This window comes from Mycobacteroides sp. PCS013 (assembly GCF_049532645.1).
Taxonomy (GTDB): domain Bacteria; phylum Actinomycetota; class Actinomycetes; order Mycobacteriales; family Mycobacteriaceae; genus Mycobacterium; species Mycobacterium gwanakae.
In genome coordinates this window covers 4232181-4247848 of the sequence record NZ_CP150131.1, presented here as the reverse complement: position 1 = coordinate 4247848, position 15668 = coordinate 4232181, and the positions used below count along the sequence as shown (strand labels likewise).

Sequence of the window (15668 nt, the reverse complement as noted above, 5' to 3'; positions counted from 1 at the left end):
CCCGCACCAGCGGATTCCCAGCCGGTTTACCCAGACAGGTGCCGACGGATGTCTACCGGCCCTCCAGCGGAGCCGCACGGCCGGGCCCCACCGCATCCCGATATCCGGCCACTTCGAGGTGATGGCCGCGAGTCACCGTGTATCCCAAGCCAAATCGCGCGACGTACTGCCGGTACAGCGTTACCAGCGGAGCCGCGTCGAGTGCTGCCTGCATGGCATCGGCATCACCGATGGCCGTGATCACGTAGGGCGGGCTGTAGGTACGACCGTGCAGCAGCAGGGTGTTGCCGACACATCGCGGTACCGAGCTCGCGACCAGGCGCTGATCATCCTGCATCTGGATGGCCTCGGCGCCCGCACTCCACAAGGCGTTGAGCACACCTTCGACATCCTGCTGGTGCACCACCAAGTCATCCGGTGACGCGTCGCGGGGGAAACGCCCGTACGCATCACGCTTGGCATCGGTCAGCGTCACCACCAGACCGGGGCCGGTGACGGGCTGGACGCCCGCGGCATCGGCCATCTCACCGGTTTCGGCGAGCGCCGCCGCCACCTGGCTGTCACCCCCGGCCGACTGTGCCCGCGCGGCAGCCATCTGATTCGCCAAGCCGTCACGGATGGCGCTGAGTTTGTCGACGGACTTCTGCGTCTCGCGCACCAGATCCACCAACCGGGGCGCCGGAGAATCGCCCCGCCGGATCTCGTTGCCACCCGACACCGTGTGCGTCGCGGCCAGCAGAAAGCCCGCAAGCGCGCACACCAGGGGCACCCCGACCCGCCAGAGGAGGCCCCCTCGGGCGGAAGGGGCCGCCGGTTCACGCTGGGGGCTGCCCCCGCTCCTGGGGGCCTCATCGGCGGTCACCAGAAGATTGTCGCAGCATCGCGCTGTAACCTGCGTAGGAACCCATGACGACTCCGGCCATGGCGACCCGTCGCCGTGCCGCCATATCCCAGATGCTTCCGAGGTAGTCGATGCCCAAGTCCAAGGTCCGTAAGAAGTCAGCGTTCAACGCGACCACCGTTAGCCGTACTCCGGTCAAGGTGAAAGCCGGTCCGTCGAGCGTCTGGTTCGTCGCGTTCTTCCTCACCCTCATGCTCATCGGCCTGGCCTGGTTGATGGTGTTCCAGCTCGCCGCACAACACATCACCTGGATGCTGGATCTGGGGCCGTGGAACTACGCCATCGCGTTTGCCTTCATGATCACCGGACTATTGCTGACCATGCGGTGGCGGTGACACGAGACGAGAGGGAGCCCGGGCTGTCGTTGCCGGTCCGGTTAGCACCCGTTTCCATCGAGTCCACCCAAGAGACACCCAATCACAACGATGTGATTTATCCCCACTGTGGATAACGCCTGTGGATAAACCGACCGCATCCCCTGCCGAATGGGGCCCGAAACCAGCCGGTATCGCTGCTGCCGCCCTCGTGGGCGTCGCGTTCGGTATCGCCGTCTTCCTGGTCGCCGATGCGCCGGGGCGTCTGTTGGCCTCGGTGGCCGCGCTCGGTCTGCTGGGGTTCGCCGCCGTGTCCTGGCGGTGCCGTCCGAAATTGCGCATCACCGACGAGGGTCTTGAGTTGCAAGGCCTCACCCGCCTCACGCTGCTGCCCCGTGCCGCGGTGGACTCGGTGAAGGTCAGCGAGTTCCGCCGGCTGGGTCGCCGCACCCGGCTGCTGGAGATCGAATCCGGAGATAACCTGATCGTCCTGAACCGCTGGGACCTGGGTACCGACCCTCGTGAAGTGCACGAGGCACTGCGCGCTGCCCACTATCGGGCGTGAACGCCGCAACGCGCGTATCGTTGCCTTAGGTAATTACTCCGAGGTAAGAGGCGGGCACATGACACGGACCGAGGGCGATCAGTGGGACATTGTCAGCAGCGTCGGTTTCACGGCCCTCATGGTGTCGTCGTTCCGCGCCCTGGAGACCACACGATCCGAGCCACTCATTCGCGACGAGCACGCCCGCGCCTTCGTGGAGGCTTCGGGGGAACCTCATCTCACCGAGGCCCTGGCCGCGCCGCGTCCCGAGTCCGAATGGGACGTCGCCACCACCTACCTGGTCAATCACCTGGCCGTCCGCACCAAATACTTCGATGAATTCTTCACCACTGCAACAGCTTCCGGTATCCGGCAGGTAGTCATCCTGGCCGCCGGACTGGATGCGCGGGTCTACCGGTTGCCCTGGCCGGACGGCACCCTCGTCTACGAACTGGACCAGCCGAAGGTCCTCGAATTCAAGGACCACGTCCTTGCCGAAGAAAACGCGGTCGCGCGGGCCGAACGGCGCGAAGTCGCCGTCGACCTACGCGATGACTGGATCGCCGCGCTGGAGGCCGAGGGCTTCGACGCGGGCAAGCCCACGGCCTGGCTCGCGGAGGGCCTGCTGGCGTACCTGCCGGGTGCCGCCCAAGACGCGTTGTTCGAGAAGATCACCGCCCATTCCGCCCCCGGCAGCTTCCTGGCCACCGAATGGCGCCGCCGCGTGGCCACCGCCGGCCAATGGCAAGACGCCGTGAACAAACTCAAGCCGGACTTTCTCCAGAACGTCAGCATCGGCGATCTGATCTATGACGATGAGCGCAAAGACCCGATCGAGTGGCTCGGCGAACATGGTTGGCACGTCGACGTCACCAACCGCCTGGAACAGGCTGCCGCCTATGGACGGCCCGCCCCCGAGGAGCACAGCGAAATCACCTCGCTGTGGTCGGACGCTTACTTCATCACCGCCACCCGCTAGCCCCTGCGCGCAAGGCGCGCGGACCGACGCTGGGGTGGGGCCTTCGGTCCCGTTTCGACTAAAGTTTCCCATGCAATCGATCACAAGGGTGCCGTCTGTACGAACAGGTCATTTGGCAAAGGCTTGTCGTTTGACGGTTGGGGGATTGAAAGCTGGACTTGATGCCAGGAGATGGGCATAGCAGCGGATTCGTCCGCCAGAGTATGCAGATCGGGCTGACGATCGCCGCACTGAAGGCGCTCGAGGCACGCCGCGCACAGCCATTGCTGTTCGACAAGCACGCCCGGACCATCCTCGATGCCGTCGCTGATCCCCACACCCGAGCGCTCCTGGACATCGGCCTTCGCGAGAACCCGTCGACGGCGAATGAGCTCAGCACCCATCTGCTCGCCAACTACGTGGCGGCGATGTGCCGGTACTACGACGAATCCCTGCTCGCGTCCGTCACCAACGGGATCCGCCAGGTGGTGCTGCTGGCCGGGGGCCTCGATACCCGCGCCTACCGGCTCTCCTGGCCCGCGGGCACCGTCGTCTATGAGGTCGACTATGCCGAGGTCCTCACCGTCAAGATGAAGGCGCTCGACAACGCGGGAGCTGAGCCCCATACGACACAGCGGATGGTCCTGTGTGGTCTGGGCGAGCCGTGGCAAGCGGAGCTGACGCTGGCCGGATTCGACCCAGACATCCCCACCGCGTGGCTCGCCGAGTGCGTCGTCTGCAACCTTCCCGGTGGCAGCCACGACACGATGTTCGAGCGGATCATCGAGATGTCGGCTCCGGGCAGCATCATCGCGACAGACAATGATCCGCTGGCCCCGTCCGGGCGGACATGGGGCGAGGCCGTGGACGCCGTCCTGCCGGACGCGCTTCGCGGCGCCGACTACTCGGCGCTGGCACATCGTGACGAACGCACCCATCCCGGAGACTGGCTCGCCGGGCACGGGTGGCTAACCCGGACGTACACAACACGTGAGCTCGCCGAGCGCTATGGCCGACCGTTCGGGAACGAGCTGGTGCCGGGTTTCGACGATCTCGCGGACCGTCGCTTCCTGACCGCGATGCTGCCGACCGATTACCTTGCGCATTCCACAGAATCGCCACTGAGTGACGGGCCGGCGAACCAATGAGCTTCGTTCCGTAGCCCGATCTCGCCGCACAGCTTGCGCAGCGCCATTACCTTTGCGCCGCGCGATGGCTATCTTGGGGACAACGTGCACGAAGGCAGGTGATTCCTTGGATGGTCAACCGGAAAAGGCTGTGACCTCACCGGCGCACAAATATCAGTTCGATCTGATTGCCGCAGCTCTGCGCGCGCTGGAAAGTCGGCGCGGCCATCCATTGATCGACGATCCACTTGCGGAGGTCCTGGTCACCGCGGCGAACGAACCGCTCAGTAGTGCCTTCCTCGCCACCGGATTTCCCGAGAACCCCTCGGCTGCCGACGGCACCTTTCTTCTCATCAACGCGTCGGGAATCTTCACGCGGTACGGCGACGACTTCATCGCCACGGAGCTTGAGTCGGGAACCCGGCAGGTCGTGCAATTCGTCGCGGGTCTGGACACTCGGGCCTACCGGCTCCGGTGGCCGGCCGATGCTGTTCTGTACGAAGTGGACCATCCGCACACGCTGGAGTTCCGGTCCCGTGTGCTCAGGGAGCACGGCGCTTTCCCCGCGGTGACCCAGCGGCTCGTACCCGCGGCAACAACCGCCGATCCCTGGGTGGAGGATCTCTGCGCTGCGGGCTTTGACCCCGAGCAGCCCACCGCGTGGCTGATCGCACCGCTGATCATGGCGGGTCTGCCCGGCCAGGCGCAGGACCTGCTCTTCGAACGCATCATCGAGCTGTCCGCGCCGGGCAGCGCCATCTGCAGCGATGCCAACATCTTCCTGCCGTCAACCGAGATGTGGGATTCACTGGCCGAACCCGTGGTCCCCGGAGATATTCGGGCCGCCAATTTCTGGATGCTGACATATCCGGATTCCCGCATGCCCCCCGCGGACTGGCTGACGGGCCACGGCTGGGCCACCGACGTGCAGACGGCCGCCGAGATCGCCGCACACTACGACCGGCCGTTCACCGATGATGTCCCGGACATCGTCAAGCAGCACACCCAATGGCAGTTCCTCAGAGCCAAACTGCCGCACGTGCACTATCCGGAATAGGTGAGAACCCTCGCCACGATGAGCGTCACCGACAACGCGATCACGACCGCAGCCAGCACCCAGGGCGTCGAGGGCTTCTGCGCCAGGTCCGGTACACCGGCCCCACGGCACACCTCGCGGTAGTACAGCAGCGCACCTGCGCTCAGAACACCGAACAACAGGCCGCCCATATGCCCGGCCAACGAGATGCCCGGCAGCGAGATGCTCAGCCCGATGTTGAGCACCAGCACGATGATGATGGTCTGCGGGTTCAGCCGCTCCCGCAGATACAGCACCAGTGCCGCGCCCAGCAGACCGTAAATAGCGCCGGATGCACCGGCCACCAACGCATTCGGACTGAACCACATGGCGATAGCGCTGCTGCCCAGTAGCGCGGTGCCGTAGATCGTGGCGTAGCGCTCACGACCGAACGCGTGCTCGAGTCCGGGCCCGATCAAGGCCAGCGAGAGCATGTTGACCCCGATGTGCATCAGGCCGAAATGCAGGAAGCCCGCGGTGACCGTGCGCCACAGTTCACCCTGCGCCACCCACGGCAGGTACAGGACCAGGTCCCGGAACAGCGGGCTGGTGGTTACGGCCATCGTCTCGTCGGTGCCCCCGACCACGGCGGAGTACACGAGCACGTTGACAGCGATCAGCGCCCAGGTGACCCAGGCCCGTGCCTGCCGCAGCGGTTTGACCTGACGTACCGACTTGGCGCCCTGCTGGACGCATTCGACACACTGCTGTCCGACGGGCGCTGATCGCATGCAGTCCGGACACACGGGGCGCCCGCAGCGCACGCAGCGCACCGCGGTGGCCCGGTCCGGGTGCCAAGCGCACCCGTAGACCGGTACCTGTCCGGGATGAGCCATCGAGAGCTAGCTGATGGTGATGGAGTTGATCACGACGTCCTCGGTGGGACGATCGCCGCGATCGACGGAGGTGGAGGCGATGGCGTCGACGACCTTCTGCGAAGCGGGGTCCACGACCTCACCGAAGATGGTGTGGCGACGGTTCAGGTGCGGGGTCTTGCCAACGGTGATGAAGAACTGTGAGCCGTTGGTGCCCGGTCCGGCGTTGGCCATGGCCAGCAGGTACGGCTTGTCGAACTGCAGCTCGGGGTGGAACTCGTCGGCGAACTGGTATCCGGGGCCACCGCGGCCGGTGCCGGTGGGGTCACCGCCCTGGATCATGAATCCCTCGATGACGCGGTGGAAGACGGCGCCGTCGTAGAACGGGCCGGCGGCCTCGCCCTTGGCGTTCTTCGTGGAGTAGTCCTTGCTGCCGTCGGCGAGACCGACGAAGTTGGCGACGGTCTTCGGGGCGTGGTTGCCGAAGAGCGCGATGACGACGTCGCCGTGGTTGGTGTGCAAGGTGGCGGTCTGTGTCTGGATTGGTGAAGTCACGACGACCACCTTATCCGCGCCGAAAAGACATTCATGCGGATGTTTCCCAATAGGCGGCGCAAAGATGGCAATCTGGAGTATCAGTCATTCTGGAGATCACCGCCCGACGAAGGGACCCGCTGACAATGAGCCTGCTGACCAAGACCTCCGAACCCGCCGTCAAGCTGACCTCCGGGGAGCGGCTCGTGCGGGGTCTGAAGGAGGCCGCGCTGGCCCCTATCGACGTCTCACGCGGTACCGCTGGACTCGGGTTCGGGCTGGCGAAATCGGCGGCGGGCGTGGCCGGCAAGCTGGTGCGTCGCGGCAAGGCGGTGTCGTCGGAGGTGCAGGACGCCGTCGCCGATGTCGTGGACACCCTGCCCGAGGTGGTCAGCGGAGCCCGCAAGCGCAAGCTACCGCGCGCGCTGACCGGCCTTGCGGTCGTCGGTCTGCTGGGTGCGGGCGCCGTCGCGTTCAGCGTGCTGCGGCGCTCAGGACAGCCCGAACCGTCGCCGCTGGCACCGAGTGTGGATTCGCAACCTCAGCCGTAGGGCTGGATCGGGTCGCGCGAACGAGAAACTTGAGTGGAGCCTAGGAGAATCGAACTCCTGACATCTACCTTGCAAAGGTAGCGCTCTACCAACTGAGCTAAGGCCCCTCACCTGCTGCTGTGTGCCACACTTCCATGTTGTTGCGCGCCACGGTGATTGCTGCCGCGTAGGCCACGCCCAGCAATGTGAGCACCAGCAACAGCACTCTCATGTGGTCGACCTCCCAACGAGTGTGGTGGGGCTAGGAGGACTCGAACCTCCGACCTCTTCGTTATCAGCGAAGCGCTCTAACCGCCTGAGCTATAGCCCCTGAACCGAAGGCAGAGATTACCGCACGGATGGGTTGCATCCCAAACCGTTAGTCGCGATCGGCCAGTGTGACCTCGATACCGCCGACTAGATCGGTGGTCAGGTTGTAGATGAACGCACCGATGGTGGCGGCCGCGGTCATCAGCACGATGTTCACCAAACCGATCAGTAGCGCGGTGCCGAAGATGGTGCCACTGGACACCAGCTCACCGCCGCCGCTGTTGGTGATGAGCTCACCGACGTTCTCGTTGAGCTTCGACCACACACCCATCGCGCCGAGCACCAGGTACAGCATCGCGACGGCGATCATCCAGACGAAGAAGAACACCACCGACAACACCAGCGACACCTTCAGGGTCGCCCATGGATCCACGCGCCTGATCTGCATGGCCGCCCGCAGCGGGCCGCGGCGCGAGGGGCCCACCGTCACTGCCGAACCACCTTGTGCCGCATCACTTCTGCGTGGAGGGCGGGGGACCGGGCCCGACAGGTCGGGCAGGTCATTGTTCTTGGGGGCGCGCACCGGCTCCTGCGCGCTCGCCTCGCCCCACGGGGTGCCCGAACGCACCGGCTCGGGTCGTTGGGGCCGCTCGGTTCTTTCGGGACGCTCCGGCACCTCGGGATGCTCCGGCGCCTCGTCGTAGGGCTCCAGCTCCGGCACTGCTGCTTCGGGTTCGGGACGCTCCGGCGGGGTGTTGAATCCGGCCGGGGCCGCGGTGCCCGAGATGAACCGGCTGAGCCGGGCATCCAGGCCGGCCGACGGGCGGGGCCCGGGCCGCGGCGCCGACGTCGGAGCGGTTGGAGGCGCGGTGGCGTCGTCCACGATGGGGATGATCTCCGTCGGGGCGCCGCCGGGGCGCGGTTCCCTGCTGGGAATCCGCTGCGGGCCGGTGGCGGCGGCGTGTGAACCACGCCGCCGCTCCGCCCGCTGCCAGGGAGGCAAGTCCGCCTGGTCCACGGGGCGTTCGTTGGCGCCAGACTCCCCCGGATCGTTCGGTGAACTCACCTACAGCTCCTTACTCGCTTGCGCCGGCTGTGTCGTCGTCAGGGTCAGCATCACCCTCATCGGCATTATGCGCGATTGCCAATAGGGTGTCGCCCTCGCCGAGGTTCATCAACCGCACGCCCTTGGTCTGGCGGCCGGCCTTCCGCACCTGTTTCGCGATGGTGCGGATGACGCCGCCGCCGGACGTGATGGCGTAGAGCTCGGCGTCCTCGTCCACGATGAGCGCGCCCACCAGAGAACCGCGGCGCGGGTCGTACTGAACCGTCAGCACGCCCTTTCCGCCGCGGCCCTGCACCGGGTACTCCTCGATCGCGGTGCGCTTGGAGTAGCCGCCCGACGTCGCCACCAGCAGATAGGTGCCCTCGCGGACGACATTGAGCGACAACAGCTCGTCCTCGCCGTTGAACCGCATGCCCTGCACACCCGAGGTAGCGCGGCCCATCGGTCGCAACGCCTCGTCGGTCGCACTGAAGCGGATGGACTGGCCGTGCGCCGACACCAGCAGCAGATCGTCCTCGGCGGCGCACAGCACCGCGCCCACCAATTCGTCGCCGTCACGCAGGTTGACGGCCACCAGGCCGCCGCTGCGGTTGGAATCGAAGTCGGTGAGCTTGGACTTCTTCACCAGACCGTTCTTGGTGGCCAGCACCAGGTAAGGCGCGTCCTCGTAACCCTTGATCTGGATGACCTGGGCGATGCGCTCCTCCGGCTGGAAGGCCAGCAGGTTGGCAACGTGCTGGCCGCGCGCGGTGCGGGCCGCCTCGGGCAGGTCGTACGCCTTGGCGCGGTAGACGCGACCCTTGGTGGTAAAGAACAGGATCCAGTCATGCGTCGAGCACACGAAGAAGTGCTTGACGATGTCGTCCTGCTTGAGGCCCGCACCCTGCACGCCCTTACCGCCGCGCTTCTGGCTGCGATACAGGTCGGTCTTGGTGCGCTTGGCGTATCCGGTTTCGGTGATGGTGACGACGACATCCTCACGTGCGATGAGGTCTTCGTCGGCGACATCGCCGTCGGCAGAGATGATGCGCGTGCGACGGTCGTCGCCGTACTTCTCGGTGATCTCGGCGAGTTCGTCCTTGACGATGGCGCGCTGACGCTCCGGCTTGGCCAGGATGTCCTCGAGGTCGGCGATCTCGGCCTCGATCTTGGCCAGGTCGTCGACGATCTTCTGCCGCTCCAGGGCCGCCAGGCGACGCAGCTGCATGTCGAGGATGGCCTGGGCCTGGATCTCATCGACATCGAGCAGCTCGATCAGGCCCTGGCGCGCGATGTCGACCGTCGCCGAGGCGCGGATCAATGCGATCACTTCATCAAGGGCGTCAAGGGCTTTGACCAGACCGCGCAAGATGTGGGCGCGCTCGTTGGCCTTGCGCAACCGGTACCGGGTACGCCGAACGATGACGTCCAACTGGTGATTGACGTACAGCCGGATCAGCTGATCCAGGCGTAGCGTGCGCGGCACGCCGTCGACGATCGACAGCATGTTGGCGCCGAAGCTGGTCTGCAGCTGGGTGTGCTTGTAGAGGTTGTTCAGCACCACCTTGGCCACGGCATCGCGCTTGAGCACCACCACGATTCGCAAGCCGACGCGGTCGGAGCTCTGGTCTTCGATGTTGGAGATGCCGGCGATCTTGCCGTCGCGCACCTGCTCGGCGATCGAGGTGATGAAGTTGTCGTGGTTGACCTGGTACGGCAACTCGGTGATCACCAAAGACGTTCTGCCCTTGGAGTCTTCCTCGATCTCGGCGACACCGCGCATGCGGATGGAGCCGCGCCCGGTGGTGTACGCGTCGTGAATCCCCTGTGTCCCAACGATCAAGCCGGATGTCGGGAAATCGGGGCCGGTGATCTTTTCGCAGACCGCCTTGAGGGTGGTCTCCTCGTCGGCCTCGTGGTTGTCCAGCGCCCAGTACACGGCCTCGGCCAACTCACGCAGGTTGTGCGGCGGCATGTTGGTGGCCATACCGACGGCGATACCGCCGCTGCCGTTGGCCAGCAGGTTCGGGAACCGGCTCGGCAGCACGGTCGGCTCCATGACCCGGCCGTCGTAGTTGGGAATGAAATCGACTGTCTCCTCGTCGATTTCACGCAACATTTCCATGGCCAGCGGTGTCAGCCTGGCCTCGGTGTAACGCATGGCGGCGGCGGGATCGTTACCCGGCGAGCCGAAGTTTCCTTGGCCGTCCACCAGCGGGTAACGCAGCGACCAGGGCTGCGCCATACGCACCAAGGTGTCGTAGATGGAGGCGTCGCCGTGTGGGTGGTAGTTACCCATGGTCTCGGCCACCGAGCGCGCCGACTTGGCGTGGCTGCGGTCGGGCCGGAACCCGGAGTCGTACATCGCGTAAAGGACGCGGCGGTGCACGGGCTTGAGGCCGTCGCGCACTTCGGGCAAGGCGCGGCCCACGATGACGCTCATGGCGTAATCGATGTAGCTGCGCTGCATCTCCTGCTGGATGTCTACCGGTTCGATCCGGTCGACGGCGTCGTCACCGCCGGGGGGCAGCGTTGTGTCGGTCATGTGCTCCTCGTTCATGCTGCGCCCGGAGAAGGCCGGGCAACCCCACCAGCCTAGTCACTTCTGCGATGGGTTTCTCGGATCCAGGCCCGTGCGTCGTTCTCAGCGGCTTTAGATGCCGATATCCCAAGTATCCGGTACTCTTTGTTACGCAGGCGTGAGCCGCAACGAGGCGGCCAGGGCCGAAAGGGAGCTGCCAGCCATGACCACTCTGACGTCCGATTTCACCGAGGAATCCACCGGCGAACGGCTACGCCGATGGGCCGACGAGTGGCGGCGCATGGCGGCGGTCGCGGTGTCGAACGCCGACGGCCCCAAGACCGGAATGGTCTACGACATCGTCGGTCCGCAGAACTTATTCGGCGAAGAGTCGCTCTTCATCAACTTCGGGTACTGGCGCGACCACCCGACAACCCTCGACGAGGCAAGCCGCGACCTTGCGCGCCTGGTTGCCTCCAGCGCCGGATTCACCTCGAAGGACGTGGTGGTGGACTGCGGCTGCGGATACGGCGATCAAGACATTCTGTGGGCCAACGAGTTCAAGGTGAAGAAGATCACCGGGGTCAACATCGCCGAGGAGCAGATCGCGATCTCGACTCAACGGGTCGCCGAGGCCGGTCTGTCCGACACGATCTCCTACGTCAAGGCCTCGGCCACCGATCTACCGTTCGGCAACGAGTCCTGCACCAAAGTGGTGGCGCTGGAGTCGGCCTTTCATTTCCCGTCGCGCATCGACTTCTTCCGGGAGGCGCTGCGCGTGCTCAAGCCCGGTGGACGTCTGGTGACGGCGGATATCGTCCCGCGGCGTACCGCGCTGACCGCGCTGGCACGCAATCAGGTGGCACGTCGAGGCTGGCAGGGTGCGTCACCGAGCGCGGTGCCCTGGGCCGTCGATGTACAGGGATACCGAGATCTACTGCTGGACATGGGCTTTGCCCGGGCCGAGACATGGTCAATCGCCGATGATGTCTATCCACCGCTGTCCAAGTTCCTGGCCAAGCGGCTGCGCCAACCCGACATGAAACATGTCAACCCGCTGCTGCGCGCGCAGTTCAATTCGGTGGGTATGCGGCTCTTCTCGCTGCATTCGGACTACATCGTGTCCGTGGCGCACAAGGCCTGAGCGCTAGCTCAACTTCTTTCCCTGCGCCAATAACTCGACGTACTGCACGATCCGCCGGGCACGAGTCTCCGGTCTCTTGATGGTGGTGAGGCGGAACAGGAACGGCCAGCGCGCCGTCTTGGTCAGAGAGTCGAAGAACTGCTGCGCCTGCGGCTCGGCGCGCAGTGCCCGCGCGAAGTCCTCGGGGACTTCGATGGTGGCCTGCGAGCTGTAGGCGGCGTCCCAACGGCCGTCAGCCTTGGCGGCGTCTACTTCTCGTAGGCCTGCGGGCCTGAGCCGGCCCTCGCCGGTGAGCCGTTCGATATGGCCGACGTTGATCTTCGACCAGGTGCTGCGGGCGCGGCGCGGGGTGAACATGCGCAGGGTGTACTGCTCGTCGAGCGATTTGGCTTGACCGTCGATCCACCCGAAGCAGAGTGCTTCCTCCAGGGCTTCCTTGTGGTTGACGCTGGGGATGCCGCTGGCCTTCTTGGCCATCTTGATCCAGACGCCAGGGGAGTCCGCGTGGTTCTCTTCCAACCACTCTTCCCAGTCACGTTGCGACGCAAAGTAGATGGTGGGGCGGTCGGCGGCCATGTGGTTAGGGTACGGGTGGGCGGTGACATGACAGACCCGTGCCCATCGGCGTCCTCACCGGCGACGAAACGCGTCCGATTGGTGTCGCGACCAGCACCGTTCCACCGTTCTGCCAGATATGGTCCGCGGCGCTACAGCGATACCCAGGGCGACTAGTACGTTGTCCACACCATGTGGAACGGAGACGAGCTCGCGCTCGACGAATACCTGGCCTTCATAGGCTTCGACGGCGCCCAGGCGCCGTCCCTGGACACCCTGCGGCGCCTACAGCGTGGGCACGTCCTGAACGTCAAGTGGGAGAACCTCGATGCGGTGCTGCACAAGCACGTCGCACTGGATATCCCGGCGGTTCAGGCGAAGCTGCTGCGCGGGCCCCGCGGCGGCTACTGCTACGAGCACGTCGCCCTGTTCGCAGGGGTTCTGGAGCGCCTCGGCTTCGACTTCTTCGGAATTCAGGGGCGCGTGCAAATGGGCGCCACCACCATTCGGCCGGCGACGCACGGCATGCTCGTGGTCCGGCTCGACGGACAACAGTGGCTCTGCGATGTCGGATTCGGTACCAGCCCTCTTGCCCCGATACGCATTGTCGACGAGGCCACCATCGACGACGGATCGTGGGCGTACCAACTGCTGCGCGGCGAGGTCACACCCGGCGCCGACGGGTGGACCCTGTCGGAGGCCGCCGGGGACGGAACGCTGCCGGGGTGGATGAGCCGGTACACCTTCGTGCTGGAACCGCAGTACCCGATCGACTATCGCGCCGCGAGTTACTTCGTCGCATCGAGTCCCCATTCACCCTTCAGTACAAGGGTTTTCGTACAGAAGATCACGTCCGATCACGCGTACATCCTGGACCACCGCGAGTTGCACGACATCCGCCCCGCCATAGGCCGCAAGACACGGCAGCTGACACCCGCGGAAGTCGTGGTGGCGCTGCGCGACATCTTCGGTATCGAACTGAAGGACGATGACTCGTCACTGCTGTTAGAACGGCTGGCACAGCACTAACGTCGATACCTGCCCGAGGCCATTCCGTCGAAGACACGGCAACTATCTCGCCGGGTGGGCGAGCGCCACTACACGTCGAGGAAGCGCACGTCCCTGGCGTTTCGGGTGATGAAGCTGCGGCGCGCCTCGACGTCCTCGCCCATCAGAATCGAGAACAGCTCGTCGGCCGCGGCCGCATCGTCGAGTGTCACCTGACGCAGCACACGCACGGACGGGTCCATGGTGGTCTCCCACAGTTCCTTGGCATCCATCTCACCAAGACCCTTGTAGCGCTGGATGCCGTCGTCCTTGTTGATCTTCTTGCCGGCCTTGAGCCCGGCCTCCATCAGCCCGTCGCGCTCACGGTCGGAGTACGCGAACTCCGGCTGGCTGCGCTGCCACTTGAGCTTGTACAGCGGCGGCTGCGCCAGGAAGATGTGGCCGTGCTCCACCAGTGGGCGCATGAAACGGAACAACAACGTCAGCAGCAACGTCGAAATGTGTTGGCCGTCAACGTCGGCGTCGGCCATCAACACGATCTTGTGATACCGCAGCTTGGCGATATCGAACTCGTCGTGGATACCCGTGCCCAACGCGGTGATGATCGCCTGGACTTCGGTGTTCTTCAAAACCCGGTCGATACGGGCCTTTTCAACGTTGATGATCTTGCCGCGCAGCGGCAGGATGGCCTGGAACATCGAGTCGCGGCCGCTCTTGGCCGAACCACCGGCCGAGTCGCCCTCCACCACATACAGTTCCGACTTCGACGGATCGGTTGAGCGGCAATCGGCCAGCTTGCCAGGCAGCCCACCGATGTCGGTGGCGCTCTTGCGGCGGACCAGCTCGCGCGCCTTGCGCGCCGCGATCCGCGCCTGTGCCGACGAAACCGCCTTATTCACAACGGTTTTTGCGTCAGCAGGGTTCGAGTCGAACCAATGCTGCAGCTGCTCGTTGCATACCTTCTGCACAAACGACTTGACCTCGGTGTTACCCAGCTTGGTCTTGGTCTGACCCTCGAACTGAGGCTCACCGACCTTTACCGAGATGACCGCTGCCAATCCCTCACGGATGTCATCACCGGTGAGGTTGGTGTCCTTCTCCTTGAGAAGCTTCTTCTCCTTGGCGTACTTGTTGACCACCGTCGTGAGCGCCGCGCGGAATCCCTCTTCGTGCGTGCCACCCTCGTGGGTGTTGATGGTGTTGGCGAAGGTGTGCACCGACTCGGAGTAGCCCGCATTCCACTGCATCGCGATCTCGACCTCGTGGCCTTCACCTTTTCCGGAGAAGTCGACGATGGTGGTGTGGATGGCTGATTTGGTGCGGTTGATGTGCTTGACGAAGTCGACCAGGCCATCGGGGTAGTGGAAGACGCGGTTCTTAACCTTATGCGGCGCAGCCGATTCCGCGGCCTGCTCTTCGGCGCTCTTAGGCGCCTCGGCGGTGTCGCTGACCACCTCGTCGGTCACGTCGGCGTTACTCACACGCTCGTCGGTGAGCTTGATGGTCAGGCCCTTGTTGAGGAAGGCCTGCTCCTGGAGGCGCCTGGCGACCGTCTCAAAGTCGTAGGTAGTGGTCTCGAAGATCTCCGGATCCGCCCAGAACCGGACGGTGGTACCCGTCTTCTTGGTGGCCGCGCCCTGCTGCAATGTGCCCGGCACTGAGGCCGTGTACACCTGCTGCCACTCGTGGCCATCGCGCAGAATCTCCAGCTCGACCTTGGTCGAGAGCGCGTTCACCACCGAGATACCCACACCGTGCAGACCGCCCGACACCGCGTAGGAATCCGAGTCGAACTTGCCGCCGGCGTGCAGCTGGGTCATGACGACGTCAACGGTGGGTATGCCGGAGGCATGCATGGCCACCGGGATACCGCGGCCATCGTCCTTGACCTGGATGCCGCCGTCCTCAAGCATCGTCACCTCGACGGTGGTGGCGTAGCCGGCCATCGCCTCATCAACGGAGTTGTCGACAACTTCCCAGATCAGATGGTGCAGACCGCGTTCACCGGTGGACCCGATGTACATGCCGGGGCGTTTCCGGACCGCTTCGAGCCCCTCTAGGATGGTGATCGAGTCGGCACTGTATTCGCTCTTGGCACTCTTCTTCGGCGCAGCCACGATCGACTTTGTCTCCTGTCTGGAAGTAACGACTCTCGCGGGCCACAGACCCAGCGAACCGTGTTACCAACATCCTACTGGTCTGTACCGGCGGCACCTAGCTTCAGGGCATGTTTCATCCCCTCTATTTACGCCGTCCGTCGCATATCTCGGATCAGGCCGTGTCAGGACGCTCTAGACACCGGTTCTACGGCACGACGCGGCGATGAG

Annotated in this window: 15 protein-coding genes and 2 tRNA genes; 8 read left to right on the top strand and 9 right to left on the bottom strand. The window is 64.8% G+C overall.

Annotated elements, in window-relative coordinates:
* Positions 1-52: 52 nt before the first annotated feature.
* Positions 53-769, bottom strand: a complete 717-nt coding sequence (locus tag RHO23_RS21145; RefSeq protein WP_423489273.1) for a DUF881 domain-containing protein — start codon at positions 767-769, stop codon at positions 53-55.
* 203 nt (positions 770-972) lie between these two features.
* Between RHO23_RS21145 and crgA the strand changes: the two genes are divergently transcribed.
* The 5 genes from crgA (at position 973) to RHO23_RS21120 (ending at position 4901) form a co-directional block, all read left to right on the top strand.
* The gene (gene crgA, locus RHO23_RS21140) at positions 973-1236 is read left to right on the top strand and encodes a cell division protein CrgA (RefSeq protein WP_005082859.1); all 264 of its coding nucleotides are present in this window, start codon (positions 973-975) and stop codon (positions 1234-1236) included.
* A gap of 121 nt (positions 1237-1357) precedes the next feature.
* Positions 1358-1780 (top strand): PH domain-containing protein, encoded by a 423-nt coding sequence (locus RHO23_RS21135; protein ID WP_423488295.1) that lies wholly within the window; start codon positions 1358-1360, stop codon positions 1778-1780.
* A gap of 58 nt (positions 1781-1838) precedes the next feature.
* On the top strand, positions 1839-2738 hold the full coding sequence (locus RHO23_RS21130) for a class I SAM-dependent methyltransferase (protein WP_423488294.1): 900 nt from the start codon (positions 1839-1841) through the stop codon (positions 2736-2738).
* 161 nt (positions 2739-2899) lie between these two features.
* Positions 2900-3865 (top strand): SAM-dependent methyltransferase, encoded by a 966-nt coding sequence (locus RHO23_RS21125; protein ID WP_423488293.1) that lies wholly within the window; start codon positions 2900-2902, stop codon positions 3863-3865.
* Between the two features lie 130 nt (positions 3866-3995).
* Positions 3996-4901 carry an SAM-dependent methyltransferase gene (locus RHO23_RS21120; RefSeq protein WP_423488292.1) on the top strand — a complete coding sequence of 302 codons (906 nt, stop codon included), beginning with the start codon at positions 3996-3998 and terminating at the stop codon, positions 4899-4901.
* On the opposite strand, the gene RHO23_RS21115 is transcribed toward RHO23_RS21120, so the two are convergent.
* Positions 4889-5650: a rhomboid family intramembrane serine protease gene (locus RHO23_RS21115; protein ID WP_064407459.1), complete on the bottom strand. Its 762-nt coding sequence runs from the start codon at positions 5648-5650 to the stop codon at positions 4889-4891. The two genes, RHO23_RS21120 and RHO23_RS21115, sit on opposite strands and share 13 nt — an antisense overlap.
* Positions 5651-5761: 111 nt before the next feature.
* Positions 5762-6298 carry a peptidylprolyl isomerase gene (locus RHO23_RS21110; RefSeq protein WP_193601848.1) on the bottom strand — a complete coding sequence of 179 codons (537 nt, stop codon included), beginning with the start codon at positions 6296-6298 and terminating at the stop codon, positions 5762-5764.
* A 116-nt stretch (positions 6299-6414) separates the two neighbouring features.
* On the opposite strand from RHO23_RS21110, the gene cwsA reads away from it, so the two are divergent.
* Positions 6415-6819, top strand: a complete 405-nt coding sequence (gene cwsA / locus RHO23_RS21105) for a cell wall synthesis protein CwsA (protein ID WP_030098135.1) — start codon at positions 6415-6417, stop codon at positions 6817-6819.
* 34 nt (positions 6820-6853) lie between these two features.
* On the opposite strand, the gene RHO23_RS21100 is transcribed toward cwsA, so the two are convergent.
* The 4 genes from RHO23_RS21100 to gyrA all read right to left on the bottom strand — a co-directional run bounded on the left by RHO23_RS21100 (position 6854) and on the right by gyrA (position 10658).
* Positions 6854-6926, bottom strand: a tRNA-Ala gene (locus tag RHO23_RS21100).
* Between the two features lie 126 nt (positions 6927-7052).
* Positions 7053-7129: transfer RNA gene (locus RHO23_RS21095), tRNA-Ile, on the bottom strand.
* A 48-nt stretch (positions 7130-7177) separates the two neighbouring features.
* A complete protein-coding gene (locus tag RHO23_RS21090; protein ID WP_070941684.1) occupies positions 7178-8134 on the bottom strand; it encodes a DUF3566 domain-containing protein in 957 nt (318 codons plus the stop codon).
* A gap of 10 nt (positions 8135-8144) precedes the next feature.
* Positions 8145-10658, bottom strand: a complete 2514-nt coding sequence (gene gyrA / locus RHO23_RS21085) for a DNA gyrase subunit A (protein WP_064410085.1) — start codon at positions 10656-10658, stop codon at positions 8145-8147.
* A gap of 154 nt (positions 10659-10812) precedes the next feature.
* Here gyrA and RHO23_RS21080 point away from each other — a divergent pair, with 154 nt between their 5' ends.
* A complete protein-coding gene (locus RHO23_RS21080) occupies positions 10813-11778 on the top strand; it encodes an SAM-dependent methyltransferase (RefSeq protein WP_423488291.1) in 966 nt (321 codons plus the stop codon).
* A 3-nt stretch (positions 11779-11781) separates the two neighbouring features.
* On the opposite strand, the gene RHO23_RS21075 is transcribed toward RHO23_RS21080, so the two are convergent.
* Complete coding sequence (locus tag RHO23_RS21075) at positions 11782-12354, bottom strand: YdeI/OmpD-associated family protein (protein ID WP_064407456.1); 573 nt, start codon at positions 12352-12354, stop codon at positions 11782-11784.
* A gap of 171 nt (positions 12355-12525) precedes the next feature.
* Between RHO23_RS21075 and RHO23_RS21070 the strand changes: the two genes are divergently transcribed.
* On the top strand, positions 12526-13362 hold the full coding sequence (locus tag RHO23_RS21070) for an arylamine N-acetyltransferase family protein (protein ID WP_423488290.1): 837 nt from the start codon (positions 12526-12528) through the stop codon (positions 13360-13362).
* A 68-nt stretch (positions 13363-13430) separates the two neighbouring features.
* Here RHO23_RS21070 and gyrB read toward each other — a convergent pair whose 3' ends face one another.
* Positions 13431-15458: a DNA topoisomerase (ATP-hydrolyzing) subunit B gene (gene gyrB / locus RHO23_RS21065; RefSeq protein WP_030097703.1), complete on the bottom strand. Its 2028-nt coding sequence runs from the start codon at positions 15456-15458 to the stop codon at positions 13431-13433.
* Positions 15459-15668: the final 210 nt, after the last annotated feature.

Coding starts and splice junctions, on each gene's coding strand:
- crgA (WP_005082859.1), top strand. CDS start 973: ATGCCCAAGTCCAAGGTCCGTAAGAAGTCAGCGTTCAACGCGACCACC.
- cwsA (WP_030098135.1), top strand. CDS start 6,415: ATGAGCCTGCTGACCAAGACCTCCGAACCCGCCGTCAAGCTGACCTCC.
- gyrA (WP_064410085.1), bottom strand. CDS start 10,658: ATGACCGACACAACGCTGCCCCCCGGCGGTGACGACGCCGTCGACCGG.
- RHO23_RS21070 (WP_423488290.1), top strand. CDS start 12,526: ATGTGGAACGGAGACGAGCTCGCGCTCGACGAATACCTGGCCTTCATA.
- RHO23_RS21125 (WP_423488293.1), top strand. CDS start 2,900: ATGCCAGGAGATGGGCATAGCAGCGGATTCGTCCGCCAGAGTATGCAG.
- RHO23_RS21130 (WP_423488294.1), top strand. CDS start 1,839: ATGACACGGACCGAGGGCGATCAGTGGGACATTGTCAGCAGCGTCGGT.
- RHO23_RS21115 (WP_064407459.1), bottom strand. CDS start 5,650: ATGCGATCAGCGCCCGTCGGACAGCAGTGTGTCGAATGCGTCCAGCAG.
- RHO23_RS21075 (WP_064407456.1), bottom strand. CDS start 12,354: ATGGCCGCCGACCGCCCCACCATCTACTTTGCGTCGCAACGTGACTGG.